Source organism: Halothiobacillus diazotrophicus, from assembly GCF_001663815.1.
GTDB classification, from domain to species: domain Bacteria; phylum Pseudomonadota; class Gammaproteobacteria; order Halothiobacillales; family Halothiobacillaceae; genus Halothiobacillus; species Halothiobacillus diazotrophicus.
In genome coordinates this window covers 2251844-2270234 of record NZ_CP016027.1, presented here as the reverse complement: position 1 = coordinate 2270234, position 18391 = coordinate 2251844, and the positions used below count along the sequence as shown (strand labels likewise).

Sequence of the window (18391 nt, the reverse complement as noted above, 5' to 3'; positions counted from 1 at the left end):
TTTTCGGCCGAAAACCCAAGGATGTTACCCATGAGATCGTCAAACGGATTAACTGCTCTCCTCTCGCTGTCAATCGCAACCCTATTGCTGAGTGGATGCGCCGCCGAACGCCCCCCGGTCAACCTGGCCAACCTGCCGCAATCCAATGCTACCGGCCTGCCGCTCGGCGCCAAGCGCGGCCCCGTCAAGGGCACGCTGACGCCCGAAGAAACCAAGGCCCAATTCAAGTCCCTGGCCGCCGACGAGTACGTCGTCAAGAAAGGCGACACCCTCTGGTCCATCGCCAACCACTTCCTGAAGGATCCCTATTACTGGCCGGAGATCTGGTACGACAACAGCCAGATCAAGAATCCGCACAAGATCTATCCGGGCGACCGGATCGGCATCATGTACATCGGCGGTCGGCCGCGTCTGGGCATCACCATGCGGCCGCACATGCGCTACGAGGGCGATTCCGCCGCGATCAGCAGCATTCCGCTAGACGTGATCAAGCCGTTCTTCAGCTACGACCAGATCATGACCCAGGCGGAACTGGATGCCACACCTTACATCCTGACCAACCGGGACGACGCCCTGTCGGCCAGCATGGGCGACGTGATCTACGCGCGCCCCGCGCTGACGGACAGCCTGGATAATTACGCCATCGTGCGGCAGGGCAAGCACCTCGTCGACCCGGTGACCGGCGCTTCGCTCGGCTACCGCACCATCTACGAGGGCGAGGCCAAGATCATGCAACGCGGCGATCCGACCGAACTGCGCATCATCAAGAGCGAACGCGAGGTCAACAAGGGTGACCGGCTTGTCCCCATGATCGGCGAACCGTTCGATCACGACATCACACCCAGCATCCCGGCCGTGCCGATCGATGCGGTGATCATCGACCTGCCCGATGCCATCACGCAGGTGGGTACCTATCAGGTCGCCATCATCAATGCCGGCAAGGACAACGGCCTCGTGCCCGGCGACATGCTGCGCATCAGCAAGCCCGGCCGCGTCGTGAAGGACACCTACACCCAGAATCCGAAGGAACTCAAGCAAGGCAAGGGGATCGATGCCCTGCTCCCGCATCCCCCGCTGGTCAAGCTGCCGGACTTCCCGATCGGGACCGCCATGGTGTTCCGCACCTATGATCATGCCAGCTATGTTCTGGTCGTGAAGACCAAGCGGCCCATCCACATCGGTGATCTGGCCCAAACCCCGACAGCCGACTGATTCGACGCGGCGCCCGACGCCACCGTTCACGATAGTGATGTCCATTGCCCAAGCGCCCGACGCTCAGGAACGTCGGGCGTTACTTTTTCTGATCACCATCAACGGCATGGGTCCGAAACGCCTGCGCCGACTCCTCGAGCACTTCGGCAATGCGCAACGGGCACTGAATGCGCCGACCGCCGAATGGATCGAAGCCGGCTTGCCGAACAACCTCGCCAGCCAACCGCAACGCGGGGATGAAGCACGGGTCCGGCACATGCTCGACTGGCTTGACGCACAACCGCATCACCACCTCGTTCTACGGGGAGAACCTGGTTTTCCGCCATTGCTCGACACCCTTCCCGATGCACCCGCCGCGTTATTCGCCATCGGTGACATCCGGCTGATGGACGAGCCACAGCTCGCCATCGTGGGCTCCCGTACACCGACCACTGGCGGCATACGCCATGCCCGCGCCTTCGCCCAACATCTGGCGCGACAGGGACTCGTCATCACCAGCGGGCTGGCGCTCGGTATCGATGCCGCCGCCCACCGGGGCGCACTGTCTGCCCCGGGGCCGACCATTGCGGTCCTGGGCACCGGCCCGGACCTCGTCTACCCCCGCGAGCATGCGCGACTCACCGACGAAATCATTGATACGGGAGGGCTGCTTCTCAGTGAGTGGCCGCCGGGAACGCCCGCCCGCAAGGAACATTTTCCGCGACGGAACCGTCTGATCAGCGGCCTGTCCGAAGGAGTGCTCGTGATCGAGGCCGGCTTGCAGAGCGGCTCCCTGATTACCGCCCGACTGGCCGCCGAGCAAGGGCGGGAGGTCTTCGCCATCCCCGGTTCGATCCACAATCCCCTGAGTCGTGGCCCGCATCGCCTGATCCGCGAGGGCGCCAAACTCGTGGAAACCGCTCAGGATATCCTGGAAGAACTGGTGCCCACCCTGGGTGCCCGCCTTCATCCCCCACCCACGTCCAGGGTTCCGGAAACCTCCGTCAGCGACGACAGGGATACCGCGATCCGCCCCCCGGACCCACAACATCAGCAATTGCTTGACTTGTTGGGGTATGATCCGCGCCCGGCCGACGAACTGATTGCGGCGAGCGGATTGACCCCCGCTGAAGTTTCCTCCATCCTCCTCATGTTGGAATTGGCTGGACATGTGGCAACTTTGCCCGGCGGACTCTACGTCCGCACCGCCTGACCTGACGGCGCGGCGAGCGCCCGCGCGCCGCGGCCCATCGGCCGACGAGACTGAGAGAATCAATGAAAGAAACCGTGCTTGACCTGCTGATGTACCTGTTCGAGAACTATATGGAAGAGGAGCCGCATCTGCCGCCCGAGCCTCTGCGTGCCGACCTGCAGAAAAAGCTTCTGGAAGCCGGATACGAAGCCGATGAAATCAGCCGGGCCTTTTCCTGGCTGGACGGCGCGGTGGAAACCCCGCCGTCCATTTCCCTGGCCGGCGTCGTCGCCCATGCGGCCAAATCCTCGTCGTTTCGCATCTACACCGAACAGGAACAGGTGGCTTTCGACATCGAGGCGCGCGGGTTTCTGCAGCAGCTGGAAGATATTGGCGTATTAAGCGCCGAAACACGCGAAACCGTGATCGAACGAGCACAAGCCCTGGGCGACGAGGAACTGGACCTGGACGCGATCAAGTGGGTCGTTCTGCTTGTCCTGTTCGCCCGCCCCGGAGAAGAAGCGGCCTTCGCCTGGATGGAAGATCTGGTCTTTGCCGAATCGACCACCCTTTTGCACTGAACCTAGGCCTGCATCAACACCATGAGCCAAACGCTTGTCATCGTGGAATCGCCCGCCAAGGCGAAAACCATCAAGAAATACCTCGGCCCCGGTTTCGAGGTCCTGGCGTCGTACGGTCACGTGCGCGACCTCATCCCGAAGGACGGCGCGGTCGACACGGCGCATGACTTCGCCATGCAATACACGCTGATCGACAAGAACGTCCGTCATGTCGATGCCATCAAGAAGGCGCTGAAATCCGCCGATACCCTGCTGCTCGCAACTGACCCCGACCGCGAGGGCGAGGCCATTTCCTGGCATCTGTACGAGCTGCTGAACGACGCGAACCTGCTCAAGAACAAGACCGCGCGCCGCGTCGTTTTCTACGAAATCACCAAGAAGGCCGTCCAGGAAGCCGTCGCACATCCCCGCGACCTGTCCGGCGACCTCATCAACGCCCAGCAGGCGCGACGCGCCCTCGACTACCTCGTGGGCTTCAACCTCTCGCCCCTTCTGTGGAAAAAGATCAACCCCGGCCTCTCGGCAGGCCGGGTGCAGAGCCCCGCGTTGCGACTGATCGTCGAGCGCGAGCAGGAAATCGAGGCCTTCAAGCCTCAGGAATACTGGACGCTCACCGCCGCCTGCCAGAGCAGCGCGGCGGAAAAATCGGCCTTCAGCGCCCGCCTGCTCACATTGGACGGCCAAAAAGCGGAACAATTCACGCTCACCAATGCGGACGACGCCACCCAGGCGCGCGAGCGCATCCTGAGCGCCGCCGATGGGCGCCTTACCGTCGGCAAGGTCGACAAACGCGAGCGCCGGCGCAATCCGGCGCCGCCGTTCACGACCTCCACGCTGCAGCAGGAAGCCGTCCGCAAGTTGGGACTTTCCGCCTCGCGGGCGATGCGTCTCGCCCAGGAGCTCTATGAAGGCGTGGATATCGGCTCCGGCACCATCGGTCTGATCACCTACATGCGAACCGATGCGGTCACCCTCTCGAACGACGCCATCACCGAGATTCGCGCCCACATCGGCGACAAGTACGGCGCGCCCTATCTGCCCGCCAGCCCGGTCCAGTACAAGACCAAGTCAAAGAATGCCCAGGAAGCGCACGAAGCCATCCGACCAACCTCGGTCGCCAACACGCCCGAGGCGGTGCGCGCCTTTCTCAACAAGGACCAGTTCCGGCTGTACGAAATGATCTTCAAGCGGGCCGTCGCCTCCCAGATGACGCCCGCCGTCTTCGACCAGGTCTCCGTCGACCTCGCCGCCGGGCCGGATCACACCTTCCGCGCCACGGGTTCGACCCTGAAATTCCCGGGCTTCATTGCCCTCTATCGGGAAGATGAGGACGACAAGGCCGGCGACAGCGATGAGGATCGCCGCCTGCCACCGCTTGTGGAGGGCGATGCAGTGGCACTGAACGACGTCGCCGCCGACCAGCATTTCACCGAACCGCCGCCGCGCTTCACGGAAGCGAGCCTGGTCAAGACGCTCGAAGAGTACGGGATCGGTCGCCCTTCGACTTACGCGAGCATCATCTCGACGCTGCAGGCGCGCGAGTACGTCGTACTCGAACAGCGGCGCTTCCAGCCCACCGACATGGGCCGGGTGGTCAACGGCTTCCTGACGGAATATTTCCGCGATATCGTCGACTACGAATTCACCGCGAAGCTCGAGGACGATCTCGATGCCGTATCGCGCGGGGAGCGTGACTGGGTGCCGCTGATGCGCGCCTTCTGGGGCCCCTTCCACGATCGCATCGCCGACACGGCGGAAAACGTCAGCCGCCAGGACGCCGCCCAGGGACGAGAACTGGGCATCGATCCCAAATCCGGCAAGCCGGTCAGCGTGCGGCTTGGGCGCTTCGGCCCCTTCGCCCAGATCGGCACGAAGGACGACGAGGAAAAGCCCAAGTTCGCCTCCCTGAAGCGGAGCCAGAGCATTGCCACCATCACGCTCGAGGAAGCCCTGGATCTGTTCCAGCTGCCGCGAAAACTGGGCGAAACACCGGAAGGCGAGCCCGTCGAGGCCAACATCGGCCGTTTCGGCCCCTACGTGAAGTTCGGCAAGAGCTACGCGTCCCTGAGCAAGGACGACGACCCTTACACGATCGATCTGGCACGCGCGCTGGTCATCATCGAGACCAAGAAACTGGCCGAGAAGAACCGGGTCATCGCCGAATTCGATGATGGCATCTCCGTCCTGAACGGACGCTACGGCCCATACATCACCGACGGCAACAAGAACGCCAAGATCCCCAAGGATCGGGAGCCGAAAACCCTGACCCACGCGGAATGCGTCGAATTGCTGGCCGCGGCACCGGAAAAGAAAAAGACGACACGGGGCAAGGCAGCAGCAGCCAAGAGCACCAAGGCGACGGCCGAGAAGAAACCGGCCGCTCGCAAGAGCACTGCCAAATCGACGACCACGGCCAAGAAAGCCGCCGCACCGGCTGGCGACGATGCCGCCCCGCCCAAGAAGACCACCCGCAGCCGGAAAACCACCGGCACGCCCCCCGCCGCGTCGGAATGACAACGACCGCCTCAGGATCGATCGAACAACCGCCACAGCCACTGACCGAGCATCATGCCCACCGCGTTTCAACTCCGTCGCGCCCGTGAAATCATCCAACAAGGCGGCGTCATCGCCTACCCGACCGAAGCCGTCTACGGGCTTGGCTGCGATCCAGCCAATGCCGATGCGGTGTTGCGCCTCCTGTCCCTGAAGGTGCGCGACTGGCGCAAGGGTGTGATCCTGATCGCCGCCGATATCGACCAACTGCGTCCCTGGGTCGACCTCCCCCCGTCGGACTGGCAGCAACTCTCCGCCCAATGGCCGGGACCGCGTACCTGGGTCGTCCCCGCCAGCGCCGCTGCCCCGGACTGGATCACCGGCGGACGCACGGAAATCGCCGTTCGGGTGACGGCCCACCCCATCGCCAGCGCGCTGGCACGGCATGCCGGCATGGCCCTGGTTTCCACCAGCGCAAATCCGGCTCAGCGGCCGGCCGGACGCTCCCCCATCGACGTACGTCGTTATTTCGGCGATGCGCTGGACCTGATCGTGTCCGGCCCCGTCGACCGGCGCGCCACCCCCACCGCCATCCGCCACTGGCCCGACGGCCACTGGCTCAGAACCTGATCCATGCCCGGCCCCGTCACCGACATGGCACCCCGGAGAAATCCCCGATGATCGACATCACCCGCGTACGCGACTATCTCACCGACCTGCAGGATCGCATCGTCGCCAGTCTGGAAGCACTGGAACCCACCGCCCGATTCGAGCACGACGACTGGCAGCGACCGGCGGGAGAAACCCTGAACGGCATGGGGCGTGGCCGTATCCTGGAAGGGGGGGACGTCTTCGAGCGCGCCGGCATCAATTTCTCGCACGTGACCGGCCAGAAACTGCCTCCGTCGGCCACGGCGCATCGCCCCGATCTGGCCGGTGGCCGCTTCGAGGCCATGGGCGTGTCGCTGGTCATCCATCCGCGCAACCCCTACGCACCGACCTCCCATGCGAACGTGCGGTTCTTCGAAGCACACAAGGAAGGCGTGCCCTCGGTCTGGTGGTTCGGCGGGGGTTTCGACCTCACCCCGTATTACGGCTTTACCGAAGACGCCGTCCACTGGCACGAACAGGCACGCGCCGCCTGCCAACCGTTTGGTGCGGACCTCTACCCGCGATTCAAGCAATGGTGCGATGAATATTTCTGGCTGAAGCACCGGCAGGAACCGCGCGGCGTCGGCGGTCTGTTCTTCGATGATTTCGGCGCCGACGGCAGCATCGACTTCGAAACCGCGTTCGGCCTGATGCGCTCGGTGGGCGATCACTACCTGCCGGCCTATACGCCGATCGTGGCACGTCGCAAGGACACGCCCTACGGCGAACGCGAACGGGATTTCCAACTCTACCGGCGCGGCCGGTACGTGGAGTTCAATCTGGTGTACGACCGCGGCACGCTATTCGGTCTGCAGTCCGGCGGGCGCACGGAATCCATTCTCATGTCGATGCCGCCAGAGGTTCGCTGGCGCTACGATTGGCGCCCGGCCCCGGACAGCCCCGAGGCCGAACTCTATCGGGAGTTTCTGCGCCCCCGCGATTGGCTCGACGAACGGACATAACCGCAACGTCGAACAGTCTGTCGAACCGGCAGTCACCCATGAAAAAGGCCCGCTTCAATGCGGGCCTTTGGTTTGTGGAGGAGCATGCCGCCCGCCAAGATCATCGCGACAGCACCTCGATGGCGCGTGGCGACTCGATCGGCATCCGCCAATCCTGATACCGATTTTTGTCCCGGATCAGCCAGCCACGCGCGCGGAGCGTCTTGCCGCGCCATGCATGAAAATCCACACCCTGAAATTGCGGCCAGGCTCGCCGGGAAATCTGCAGCGCGACACGACCCTCGAGATTCACCCACACAGTTCGCGTGGACTTGTGCACCGAAAGCACACGCCCCCGAATGATGGCCGCCCCCTGAACGTCCGAGGGAACGCCGGTCGCCGTATCGATGCCCGGCGCGTACTCGGCCAGAGACCAGATACCGACACGGTTGCGCGCGGCCGCCCGCTCCGTCAATGTCAGACAGTCCGCCAGATCCAGATTCGGCGGCATATACACCGCCATCGCCATCCCCTGAGCGACGAGGTTCGCCTGGATCGATTCGCCGTCCGACAAATAGAGATAGGCCAGCCGGCGACCATAGCGGTCGGTGGACTCCCGACCGTAGCGGAGGAGGATCCGGTTATGGGACCGGGCCAGCATGGCCCGCAAAGCCTGCCGACTGGCAGCCCCGAACGGTTCGTCGGCCGTGGCCGGTTTCCGATCGTAGGCACCATGGGCGACTTCCGGCGCATCGATGCCCGCCAGCCGAACCCGCTCGCCCGTGGTCAGACGAACCGTATCCCCGTCATCGACATATGCAACCGTGGCCGGGTGTCCGGAACGATCCTCGGGGCAGGCGACCAGCGCGGCCCAAACCGGGGAAGAAATCAACCACGACCCGAGCATTAGCCAGGCAACAAAAAAGGCACGCCATCCTAGCGGGTGGCATGCCTTTCGTCGCCCGAGCGTCGACACGATTGCGCCGAGACGCCGACGGCTTACTTGCGGCCGTAGCGGTTGCGGAACTTGTCGACCTGCTTGGCGGTGCTGGAATCCATACGCTTACCGGTGTAGAACGGATGGCTGCTGGAAGAAATTTCCACCTTGACCAGCGGGTATTCGTTGCCGTCGGTCCACTTGATGGTTTCCTTGGCGCGAATCGTCGATTTCGTCAGTACCGCGAAGTCGGAGGCCAGGTCCTGGAAGACGACGGGACGATAATCGGGATGAATATCTGGTTTCATGTGCGATACCTTGGGTAATCGGGGGTAATCGGTTCAATACGTTTGATCAATGTCCGTCGCCGGCCCCACACACGCAGGGCCAGGAGGCCTTCGCCAAACGCGCAGTTTGGTTTTTAAGGGCGGGGATCATATCGCAAATCAAAGACACGAGCAACTACGCCCCTCAGCCATCCGGGCGGGGCGTGCGTGCCGCCACCCAGACGGACACCTCACGCACGCCCGCTTTCCGCAGGGCAAGCGACAGGCTTTCCACCGTACTGCCCGTGGTCATGACGTCATCGACGATCGCCACACGCTCGGGCAACCGGCCCGTCACGACAAATGCCCCACGCAGACTCTTCCGGCGCGCTGCGGCATCCAGACTGCTTTGCGGATCGCCCATCTTCACCCGTTTCACAACGTGGCCGCATACCGGCAAGGCAAATCGCCGCCCCAGGCTATCGGCCATCAAGCGGGCCTGATTGAAACCGCGGTCCCTTCGCCGCTGCGGATGAATGGGCATGGGCACGAGCGCATCAGGCAACACCGCCACGTCACCGGACGGGCGTCGACATGCGATTGCCGTGATCAGCGGCCGCAAGAGCGCCGACATCACGGCCGTATCGTGTTGGAATTTCAGACGGTGGATCAGGGCGCGCGCCGAGTCATCGTAATCCACCCCGGCAATCACACGATCGAAGGGGCGAGGCTGCTGCAGACATTCCGCACAAGGTATATCCGGCACCGACACGCGGATCGCACAAACCGGACAGCGCAGCATGGGGTCTTTGTCGCCCCAAACGCGGTCGCATCGGGGGCAAAGACCGCTCGCCGAAACCGTGGACGCGCGGCAAAGCAAGCACGGTGCCGGCACCAGCAAGCGCGTTAGCCCGGTCAGAAATTTCATGCTACATTCATACGCCAATGTTAGCGAGGTGTTGATAAATCATGTCCCAGATAACCGATACGGTGTCTAAGCTGACAGATGACCTGAAAGTAGGGGAAACGGACAACGCACCCAAAATCGTTTCTGGTGCCTCTGCACGCCGAGCCGCCAAGTGGTTCAACTACGGCACCCTGGTCGCCATGGCGATCCCCCTACCCCTGGCGATTTTCTGGACCGGCATGTCCATGCTTGTTTATGCACTGAACAAACACCATCCGAACCCCAAAGTCGGATATTACACGCAGTGGGCTGCCTATCGATTCTACGGCGTGGCCGGTTTCGCCGTCGCCGTCGCCATATTCTTCCCGCCGAAAATCATTTTTTACCTGGTGATCTGGGCGATTGCCGCCGTGATCCTGGTACCCTGGACATTTTACGACCTGCACCGGATCAACAAAGACACCTGGGAAGACACCGTCGTCGTACCGGATGTCCCTTTTGTCGACGAATAACCGTCCCAGACCCCCTGCGCTTCCGAATGGCCCAACCGAGAGATTCTACCTTGTCGACCGCAACCTGGACCCGCGAACAAACCCTCGCCCTGTTTGACCTGCCGTTCAACGATCTGCTCTTCCGAGCGCATCAGGCGCATCGGGCGCACTTCGATCCCAACGCCGTGCAGGTCAGCACGCTCCTGTCGATCAAGACCGGCGCCTGCCCGGAGGACTGCTCCTACTGTTCACAGAGCGCACGCTACGAGACCGGCCTGGAACGCGAACGCCTGCTCCCTCTGGAAGAAGTCCGTACCGCGGCCCTGCGCGCCCGGGAAACCGGCGCCACGCGATTCTGCATGGGTGCCGCCTGGCGAAGCCCCACGGATCGTCAGCTCGAAAACGTGATCGAGATGGTGCACGTGGTCAAGGAAATCGGCATGGAGGCCTGCCTGACCCTCGGCATGCTGACCCGTCCACAAGCCGAACGCCTCAAGGAAGCCGGACTGGATTACTACAACCACAACATCGACACCTCGCCCGAGTTCTACAGCGAGGTGATCACCACCCGCCAGTTCCAGGATCGACTCGACACCCTCGAACATGTCCGGGAAAGCGGCATCAATGTCTGCTCCGGCGGCATCCTCGGCATGGGGGAATCCCGGGAGGATCGCGCCTCCTTCCTGCTCAGCCTGGCGAACCTGCCCCGCCCCCCGGAGTCGGTCCCCCTGAACATGCTGGTGCGCATCCCCGGTACGCCGATGGCCGACGTGCCCACCCTGGACCCGATCGAATTCGTGCGTACCGTGGCCGTCGCCCGCATCCTGATGCCGACATCCCACGTCCGCCTGTCCGCCGGTCGCGAGGGCATGACCGACGAGACCCAGGCCTGGTGCTTCTTCGCCGGCGCCAACAGCATCTTCTACGGAGACAAGCTCCTGACCACCGACAACGCCGACCAGAATCATGATCAGGCGCTGTTTCACAAGCTCGGCATCCACCCGCTGATTCCCGACGGCTTCACCCCGGAACAGAACGGTGTGCACGGCGGCTGCGGCGGGGCCTGCCGTAGCGAGTCCAACGCGGCAACAGAGCCCCAATCGGCACAGACCGCGTGACCAAGCGTCACCCGCAATAAAAAACGGCCCGGGGTGACTCGGGCCGTTTTTTTCGCTTCGTCGAATCGACGGGGTCAGCGCGTCGCGGACTGCACCCCATCCACTCCGGCTTCCGCCACCGCGGCCGCCCGGAACAGGGCGCGGCGCTTATTGATGGTCTCTTCCCATTCGGTAGCTGGCACGGAATCGGCAACGATGCCGCCGCCGGCCTGAATGTGCAACGCGCCATCCTTCACAACACCCGTCCGAATCGCGATGGCCGTATCCATGTTGCCGTTCCAGGCCCAGTACCCCACGGCCCCGGCATAGATGCCGCGCTTGACCGGCTCGATTTCGTCAATGATTTCCAGCGCCCGGATCTTCGGGGCGCCGCTGACGGTACCGGCCGGGAAAGTTGCGCGCAGGACGTTCATGGCATTCATGCCCTGCTTCAGCCGCCCGGTGACCTGGGAAACGATGTGCATGACGTGCGAATAGCGCTCGACTACCATCTGCTCTTCGAGCTTGACCGTGCCGATTTCCGCGACCCGACCCGTGTCGCTGCGGCCCAGATCGATCAGCATGACGTGCTCGGCGATTTCCTTCGGGTCGCTGAGCAGATCGAGTTCCAGCGAGAGATCTTCTGCCGGTGTCTTGCCCCGCGGCCGCGTCCCGGCGATGGGCCGTACGGTGATTTCATCATCCTCCAGTCGCACGAGAATCTCGGGGCTGGAACCGACCACCTGATGGTCGCCCACGTCCAGGAAGAACATGTAGGGCGAGGGATTCAGGCTGCGCAGGGCTCGGTAGAGATCGAGCGGCGCGGCATGGTATTCGATGGTCATGCGCTGGCTGGGCACGACCTGCATGACATCGCCTGCGGCAATGTACTCGCGGATCTTCAGTACCGCATCCTCATAACCCTGACGCGTGAAGCTGCCCTTGAAATCGTTTTCGTCGATCTTTCGGGGTGCCGCGATCGGCTGATAATGCACCTGGGCCGTCTGAAGCCGACCGACCAGTGCATCGAGCTGCCGCTCGCCCTCGGCCAGGGCATCGGGCGACGTCGGATCGACCAGCGTGACGAGCAGCAGATTGCTCGAGAGGGTGTCGACCACAACGACCTGCTCGGACAGCATCAGCAGGATATCGGGATTGCCGAGGGGGTCGGGCTTGGCCGGACGCGCGGCCAGCTTGGGTTCGATGTAACGCACGGTCTCGAAGCCGAAATAGCCCACAAGCCCGCCGTGGAAACGCGGCATGCCCGAAGGCTCATAGACGCGATAGCGCGCCTTGTAGGCCTCGATCCAGGCCAGGGGATCCGCTACCTCCGCCGTCTCGATCACGGCGCCGTCCTGACGGATCTCAATGCGCTGACCATAAACCCGCAGGACCGTCCGCGCGGCTAGGCCGATGATCGAATAACGCCCCCAGCGCTCGCCACCAGTGACCGATTCGAAGAGGTAACTGTTCGCCCCCTCGGCCAGCTTGCGGTAGACCGAGAGGGGGGTGTCGTAATCGCCGGAGACCGTCCGGGTCAGCGGTACCCGGTTATAGCCTTCTGCGGCAAGTTGGGCGAGTTGTTCGACGGAGGGATGAAAAGACATGAAGATTCCTTTGGGCAAGCGGGGGCAGGTCAGGCGCGCGAACGATTTCGATTCAACGACGCCATCGAAGACCCATCAAACGGGATACGACCCTGCCCATGCCACCCAATCCTAACCGATCAGTCCGGCGAACTCGGCCATCGAATCGATGACCACGTCCGGGTTGTAGTTGCGGATATCCTCGCCATGGTTGTAGCCATAGCTCATGCAGATAATCGAGAAACCGGCAGCGCGGGCGGCCTTTACGTCGGAGATGGAGTCCCCGATCATCAGGGATTCGCGCGGCCGCACCCGGAACCAGCCGGCGGCGTAGCACAGCGGCGCAGGGTCCGGTTTCTTCATCGGCAGGGTGTCGCCGGCAATCACGGTCTCGAACTGGGCCAGCAGCCCCGTCTCTTCGAGCAGCGGCAGGGTGAAGGCCGTTGCCTTGTTAGTGACGCAGGCCATGGACAGCCCGAGACTGCGCACATGATCCAACCCTTCCTGAACGCCGGGGAAGATCCGGGAATACTTGCCGTTGGTCTCGGCGTAGGCCGGCTTGAAGATCTCGAACGCTCGCGCGAACAATTCGCGATCGGCGCCGCCGGCCAGGGTATTGGTCAGCGCCCGATCGACCAGAGGCTCGATGCCATTGCCCACCCAGTTCCGGACGTCCGCTTCGGCCCGCTCCGGCAAGCCGAGCTCACGCTGCATCATGTTGACGGCACGATGCAGATCCGGGACCGAGTCGATCAGGGTGCCATCCAGATCGAACAGCACCATCTTCGGGTTGAATTGAGGCATCAACGCTTCGCCTTGGCCAATTCCGCACGCATTTCGGCAACGATGCTGTCGTAGCGGTTCGGGTCGGTGTCCTTGCCCTTGCCGAAGATGCCGGAACCGGAAACGAAGGTATCGATGCCGGCTTCGGCGACTTCGCGGATGTTGTCGGCTTTCACGCCGCCATCGATTTCCAGGCGGCAGTTCAGGCCGCGCTCGTCGATCATCTGGCGGACCTTGCGCGCCTTGTCCAGCACGTACGGGATGAAGGACTGACCGCCAAAGCCCGGGTTCACGGACATCAGCAGGACCATGTCGCACTTGTCGAGGGTGTACTCGAGGACGTCCAGCGGGGTGGCCGGGTTGAATACCAGGCCAGCCTTGCAACCGGAATCCTTGATCAGACCCAGGGTACGGTCAATGTGCTCGGAAGCTTCCGGGTGGAAGGTGATGTAGGTCGCACCGGCCTTGGCGAAATCCGGGATGATACGATCGACCGGCTTGACCATCAGGTGGACGTCGATCGGGGCGGTGACGCCATGGCTACGCAGGGCATCGCAGACCAGCGGGCCGATGGTCAGGTTCGGGACGTAGTGGTTGTCCATCACGTCGAAATGCACCCAGTCGGTACCGGAGGCCAGAACCTTGTCGACCTCGGCACCGAGGGCGGCGAAGTTGGCGGACAGAATGCTTGGCGCAATGATGAAATCAGACATGGAAAAGTCCCCATTGGAAAAGTAACGAAAAGGAATCTCGTGATGCCGAGGCGAAGCCCCGCCCATCCGGCTCGGCCCTCGCCGCCCGCCGGGCCGCTTTTGGACGACAAATGCCCGCCAATGTACCCGAAAAGCCCGAAAAAATTAAGTCCGAGCCACCCGCCCCACGTCGCCGGGGACTGCCGCCCCCGCTCAGGGGGCCGTGCGCGGCGGTAACGTATCGATCCCGGCGGTCTTCAGGCGGCGTCGCACTTCCGGCAAATCGTTGTTCTTGATCGGCCCGATCTGAATCCGGTAATACGTCTTGCCATTCACCTCCGCCGGCCGCACCTCGGAAGTGAACCCCTGCATGGCGATTTCCGCCTTGCGCCGGTCCGCCTCTGCCTGCGTGGCGAACGATCCGGCCTGAATCCAGTAGTTGATGGACTTGGCCGCCGATTCGGTCCGATCGGGTTTCTCGGGCGCCGTTGCAGAAGGTTTTCCCCCGGTTGCCGGCTTTTCCGCCGGAGACGGAATCACCGGGCTGTTGCTCTGCTTGGGTAGCAGGGTGTAGAACTCGAAATCCGGTTTGACGGGTGCCTGGGGCTCGGTCTTCTTCACGGAGCGTGCATCATGACGCGTCGATTCCTGCCCGGATTGCCCGTCCTTCTTCCACAGATGGGCGGCGATGAACACCAGCAGACCCGCCACGACCAGCAGGAGCACGACAATCCATTTGCCGGTCGCTGGGGGCGTACTACTGCGATGCCGATTTGCCGGGGCACGCTTGTTTTGCGCCATGGATCAGGCTCCGGTTGGGAAAATCGAATTCATCGGAATGCGACTCACATCTCTTCCGGGGCACTGACGCCCAACAGACCAAGACCGTTCGCCAGAACCTGACGCGTTGCGGCGATCAGGTTGAGACGCGCGTCGCGCAACGGCGCATCCTCGGCCACCAGGAACGCATGAGCGTTGTAATAGGCGTGGAAATCCTGGGCGAGGTCGCGAAGATAGTGAACCAGCTGATGGGGCTCCAGGGCCACCGCAGCGCGCGCCACGGTATCCGCATATTGACTCAGTCGCTTGAACAGTGCCTGCTCGTGGGATTCCGTCAGCCGCGCATAAGCCGTACGCCCGTTGGCGGGATCATGGACAAAACCGCGCAGGGGTAGCTGACGGAACACGCTGCACACCCGCGCATGCGCATATTGGATGTAGTACAACGGGTTGTCGTTGGACTGGCTCTTCGCGAGATCCAGATCGAAATCCAGATGCTGGGCGGCCGCGCGCATCACGTAGAAGAACCGGGCCGCCTCGTTGCCCACTTCTTCCCGTAGCTCACGCAGGGTCACGAAGCTGCCGGACCGGGTCGACATCTGAACGCGCTCGCCGCCACGGTAGAGAATCGCGAACTGCACGAGCGACACGTCCAGATGACCAGCGTCATAGCCCAGGGCCGTCAGGGCGGCCTTCACGCGCGGCACGTAGCCGTGGTGATCCGCGCCCCAGATGTCGATGACCCGATCGAACCCGCGCTCGAACTTCTCCATGTGATAGGCGATATCGGACGCGAAGTAAGTCGGCTGGCCGTTATCACGACGCACGACCCGGTCCTTGTCGTCCCCGAAGTCGGTCGAACGGAACCACAACGCCCCACTCTGCTCATAGATGTGTCCGCTGGCCTGCAACCGCTCGATGGCGCGATCGATCATCCCCCGATCTTCCAGCGTCTGCTCGGAATACCAGTCCTCGTAAGTCACGCCGAATTCGGCGAGATCGTCGCGGATGTCGGCCAGAATGGACTTAAGACCGGCATCGAACACGGTACGGTAGCCCACCTCACCCAGCAGCGTCTTGGCCCGCGCGATCAGCGCGTCGATGTACTCGTCCTTGTCGCCGCCCTGCGGCTCGTCTGCCGGCAGATCCGCGAACACTTCGCTTGTCGGCACGTTCAGCGAATCGCCATGCTCGGCCTGCAGGCCGGCCGCGATGTCGAAGATATACCCTTCGGATTTGTACCCGTTCGCCGGGAAGGTCAATGTCGCGCCGCAGCGCTCCAGATAACGGAGCCAGACGCTTACGGCCAGAATATGCATCTGCCGCCCGGCGTCGTTCACGTAATACTCGCGATGCACCTCGTAGCCGACGGCCGCCAGCAGATCCGCAACCACGGCGCCGTAGGCCGCGCCGCGGCCATGGCCCACATGCAGGGGGCCCGTCGGGTTGGCCGAAACGAACTCGACCTGGATCCGCGACCCCTTGCCGATCTCGGCCCGCCCGTACGCCGCACCGGCCGCAACGATGTCATCCAGCAGTGCGAACGCCGCCTGCGCATCCACGAAGAAATTCAGAAAGCCCGGCCCGGCAATCTCGACGGCACGGATACCGGCCCGATCGGTCAGGGCCGCCAGCAGTCGCTCGGCCGCCGCACGCGGCGCAACACCCATGGGCTTGGCGATCTGCAACGCGAGATTCGTGGCAAAATCGCCATGAGTGGAATCCTTCGGCACCGACAGATTGGGGGTGGCCTGGACCGCGGCGTCCAACAGACCTTCCGCTTTCAGGGTGTTCAGCGCCTTCTGCAGCTGTTGTTCGATTCGGGCTTTCAATTCGGTATCCGTGTGTTCAAGAAATTGCAGGTGGTTTGGAACCGGGTAGTTTATCCCGTGGCCGGTTCAACACGCAAAAACCCGTCGCGGAAACCGCTGCCGACAGGTTAATTTCCGTGACAATTCGACGAATCCGGCGCGCGCGCCTGCTAAAGTGTTCAGCCAAAGAATACGAAACCAATGCCATTTTTCCGGGCCAGGAGCGCCTTTGACCATGACCGCCTTACACGAAGACGACTTTCCCGAGCCCGTTGCCAAAGATCACGACCGCGTTGCCACTATTGCGGGCGCGGTGCACACCATTCTCGGTGCACTGGGGGAAGACCCCGGCCGGGAAGGGCTGAAGCAGACGCCGGAGCGCGTCGCCAAGGCCCTGATCTATCTGACACAAGGACAAAAGAACCCGCTCAGCAGCGCCGTGGGCGAGGCACTCTTCACGTCGGACAACGACGAACTTGTGGTCGTGCGTAACATCGAATTTTACAGCCTCTGCGAGCACCACATGCTGCCGATCATCGGTCATGTCGACATCGGGTACATGCCACAGGGCAAGGTGCTGGGCCTGTCGAAGCTGGCGCGCATCGTCGACCTCTACGCCCGTCGACTGCAGATCCAGGAGAACATGACCCAGCAGATCGCCGACGCCGTACAGCGCGTCACCGGCGCGCGCGGTGTCGCGGTGCAAGTCCGGGCGGCGCACATGTGCATGGCGATGCGCGGCGTGGAGAAGGTCAATTCGGAAACCATCACGTCCATGATGCTCGGCGTTCTTCGGGACGATCCCCAGACGCGCAACGAATTCCTGCAGCTGATTGCGCAGGGACGCAAATAGGAGCCTGCGCGGCGATGAACACCCCTAACCCGTCCCAAGTCGCCCTCATCACCGGCGTCGGTCGCCGGATTGGTGCAGCGCTGGCCGAACATCTGCTGAGCCAGGGCCATCGGGTCATAGGAACCTACCGAAAGTCCACCCCGAAGTTGACCGAACTGATCGAGCGTGGCCTGATCGCCCTACCCTGCGAACTCACCGACCCCATGGCGGCGCGCACCCTCGCCACGGCAGTCGCCGACGCGACCGCGCGCCTGGATGTCATCATCCACAATGCCTCGGTCTGGTACGACGACCAAACCTGCGCCCTCGACCCGAACCGGTGCGGCGAACTGTATCAGGTTCACGTCACGACCCCCGTACAGATCACCGAGGAACTCCAGCGCCTGCTGCCCGCCAACGATCGCCAGGGCCGCGCCGACCGACTGGTCGTGTTCATGACCGATACCGCCGCGCACACCGGCGAGTCGGATCACCTGCACTATCTCGCGTCGAAAGCCGCCGCCGAGAGCGCCGCCCGTTCTCTGGCAAAACGCCTCGCCCCCCATACGCGCGTCAACGCCCTCGCACCCGGATTGATCCTGTTCCACCCCGAGGACGACACGAGCTACCGCAAACAGCGGCTCGCCCAGAATCTGCTGCCCTTCGAACCAGGCGCCGGCGTCATCTGCCACACCATCGACTTTCTCATGGCCTGCCCCGCGATTGATGCCACGACCATCCGCGTGGACAACGGCCACCAGGGTTAACCGACCGGCACCCGCCCTGAGAAAGAAAAAGGCCCGGGAACTTGCCCGGGCCTATATCGCAACAGCGCACTAACGCCAAAATCCGTGCGTTGTTCCTTTGGATTACTTGGCAGCGGCGGCGGCCGGTGCTTTCTTGACGTGCTTCTTCACTGCGTGATGCTTTTTCATCGCATGATGCTTCTTGACAGCATGATGCTTCTTCACCGCGTGGTGCTTCTTGACAGCCGGGGCAGCCGGAGCCGGATCCGCGGCCATCGCCACGCTGGAAACCGCCATCACACCAGCGACTACCGCACCGACGACCCACTTCATTGAACGAGCGTTCATAGCAACTATTTCCTTCATGATTTATGACACAAGCCAGCGAATCATACGCCGGGAAACAGCCAAACA

19 protein-coding genes are annotated in these 18391 nt (G+C 62.9%); 10 read left to right on the top strand and 9 right to left on the bottom strand.

Annotated elements, in window-relative coordinates; all coding sequences use genetic code 11:
• The first annotated feature begins 30 nt into the window (after positions 1 to 30).
• From A9404_RS10035 to hemF, 6 genes are all read left to right on the top strand, one after another.
• Positions 31 to 1212, top strand: coding sequence for a LysM peptidoglycan-binding domain-containing protein (locus tag A9404_RS10035; protein ID WP_197490334.1), 1182 nt, complete (start codon positions 31 to 33; stop codon positions 1210 to 1212).
• Between the two features lie 37 nt (positions 1213 to 1249).
• Positions 1250 to 2404 carry a DNA-processing protein DprA gene (gene dprA, locus A9404_RS10030; protein WP_082922896.1) on the top strand — a complete coding sequence of 385 codons (1155 nt, stop codon included), beginning with the start codon at positions 1250 to 1252 and terminating at the stop codon, positions 2402 to 2404.
• Between the two features lie 62 nt (positions 2405 to 2466).
• Entirely contained in the window at positions 2467 to 2964 is a 498-nt protein-coding gene (locus A9404_RS10025; protein ID WP_066100998.1) for a DUF494 family protein, read from the top strand.
• A gap of 21 nt (positions 2965 to 2985) precedes the next feature.
• Positions 2986 to 5478, top strand: a complete 2493-nt coding sequence (locus A9404_RS10020; protein WP_066100994.1) for a DNA topoisomerase I — start codon at positions 2986 to 2988, stop codon at positions 5476 to 5478.
• 54 nt (positions 5479 to 5532) lie between these two features.
• Positions 5533 to 6087, top strand: a complete 555-nt coding sequence (locus A9404_RS10015) for an L-threonylcarbamoyladenylate synthase (protein ID WP_066100991.1) — start codon at positions 5533 to 5535, stop codon at positions 6085 to 6087.
• A gap of 47 nt (positions 6088 to 6134) precedes the next feature.
• On the top strand, positions 6135 to 7070 hold the full coding sequence (gene hemF / locus A9404_RS10010) for an oxygen-dependent coproporphyrinogen oxidase (protein WP_066100988.1): 936 nt from the start codon (positions 6135 to 6137) through the stop codon (positions 7068 to 7070).
• Between the two features lie 100 nt (positions 7071 to 7170).
• Here hemF and A9404_RS10005 read toward each other — a convergent pair whose 3' ends face one another.
• The 3 genes from A9404_RS10005 to A9404_RS09995 all read right to left on the bottom strand — a co-directional run bounded on the left by A9404_RS10005 (position 7171) and on the right by A9404_RS09995 (position 9054).
• Positions 7171 to 7941, bottom strand: a complete 771-nt coding sequence (locus tag A9404_RS10005) for a thermonuclease family protein (protein WP_197490333.1) — start codon at positions 7939 to 7941, stop codon at positions 7171 to 7173.
• Between the two features lie 107 nt (positions 7942 to 8048).
• A complete protein-coding gene (locus A9404_RS10000) occupies positions 8049 to 8294 on the bottom strand; it encodes a type B 50S ribosomal protein L31 (protein ID WP_066100980.1) in 246 nt (81 codons plus the stop codon).
• A gap of 163 nt (positions 8295 to 8457) precedes the next feature.
• Positions 8458 to 9054 carry a ComF family protein gene (locus A9404_RS09995; RefSeq protein ID WP_082922895.1) on the bottom strand — a complete coding sequence of 199 codons (597 nt, stop codon included), beginning with the start codon at positions 9052 to 9054 and terminating at the stop codon, positions 8458 to 8460.
• Between the two features lie 167 nt (positions 9055 to 9221).
• Here A9404_RS09995 and A9404_RS09990 point away from each other — a divergent pair, with 167 nt between their 5' ends.
• Together A9404_RS09990 and bioB are read left to right on the top strand one after the other, a co-directional pair.
• Positions 9222 to 9671, top strand: coding sequence for a hypothetical protein (locus A9404_RS09990; RefSeq protein WP_231880899.1), 450 nt, complete (start codon positions 9222 to 9224; stop codon positions 9669 to 9671).
• Between the two features lie 26 nt (positions 9672 to 9697).
• A complete protein-coding gene (gene bioB, locus A9404_RS09985; protein WP_082922894.1) occupies positions 9698 to 10768 on the top strand; it encodes a biotin synthase BioB in 1071 nt (356 codons plus the stop codon).
• Positions 10769 to 10842: 74 nt separating this feature from the next.
• On the opposite strand, the gene trpE is transcribed toward bioB, so the two are convergent.
• The 5 genes from trpE to argS form a co-directional block, all read right to left on the bottom strand.
• Positions 10843 to 12354: an anthranilate synthase component I gene (trpE, locus tag A9404_RS09980; protein ID WP_066100974.1), complete on the bottom strand. Its 1512-nt coding sequence runs from the start codon at positions 12352 to 12354 to the stop codon at positions 10843 to 10845.
• A gap of 111 nt (positions 12355 to 12465) precedes the next feature.
• Positions 12466 to 13137, bottom strand: coding sequence for a phosphoglycolate phosphatase (locus A9404_RS09975; RefSeq protein WP_066100970.1), 672 nt, complete (start codon positions 13135 to 13137; stop codon positions 12466 to 12468).
• The gene (rpe, locus tag A9404_RS09970) at positions 13137 to 13829 is read right to left on the bottom strand and encodes a ribulose-phosphate 3-epimerase (protein ID WP_066103197.1); all 693 of its coding nucleotides are present in this window, start codon (positions 13827 to 13829) and stop codon (positions 13137 to 13139) included. The genes A9404_RS09975 and rpe overlap by 1 nt, the downstream gene beginning before the upstream one ends.
• 192 nt (positions 13830 to 14021) lie before the next feature.
• On the bottom strand, positions 14022 to 14609 hold the full coding sequence (locus A9404_RS09965; protein ID WP_066100967.1) for an SPOR domain-containing protein: 588 nt from the start codon (positions 14607 to 14609) through the stop codon (positions 14022 to 14024).
• A 44-nt stretch (positions 14610 to 14653) separates the two neighbouring features.
• Complete coding sequence (gene argS, locus A9404_RS09960) at positions 14654 to 16420, bottom strand: arginine--tRNA ligase (protein ID WP_066100965.1); 1767 nt, start codon at positions 16418 to 16420, stop codon at positions 14654 to 14656.
• Between the two features lie 214 nt (positions 16421 to 16634).
• Between argS and folE the strand changes: the two genes are divergently transcribed.
• Positions 16635 to 17252: a GTP cyclohydrolase I FolE gene (gene folE / locus A9404_RS09955; RefSeq protein ID WP_066100962.1), complete on the top strand. Its 618-nt coding sequence runs from the start codon at positions 16635 to 16637 to the stop codon at positions 17250 to 17252.
• Between the two features lie 14 nt (positions 17253 to 17266).
• Entirely contained in the window at positions 17267 to 17998 is a 732-nt protein-coding gene (locus tag A9404_RS09950; protein ID WP_066100959.1) for an SDR family NAD(P)-dependent oxidoreductase, read from the top strand.
• Between the two features lie 102 nt (positions 17999 to 18100).
• Here the strand turns inward: A9404_RS09950 and A9404_RS09945 are convergent, their stop codons facing one another.
• Positions 18101 to 18325 carry a hypothetical protein gene (locus tag A9404_RS09945; RefSeq protein ID WP_197490332.1) on the bottom strand — a complete coding sequence of 75 codons (225 nt, stop codon included), beginning with the start codon at positions 18323 to 18325 and terminating at the stop codon, positions 18101 to 18103.
• Positions 18326 to 18391: the final 66 nt, after the last annotated feature.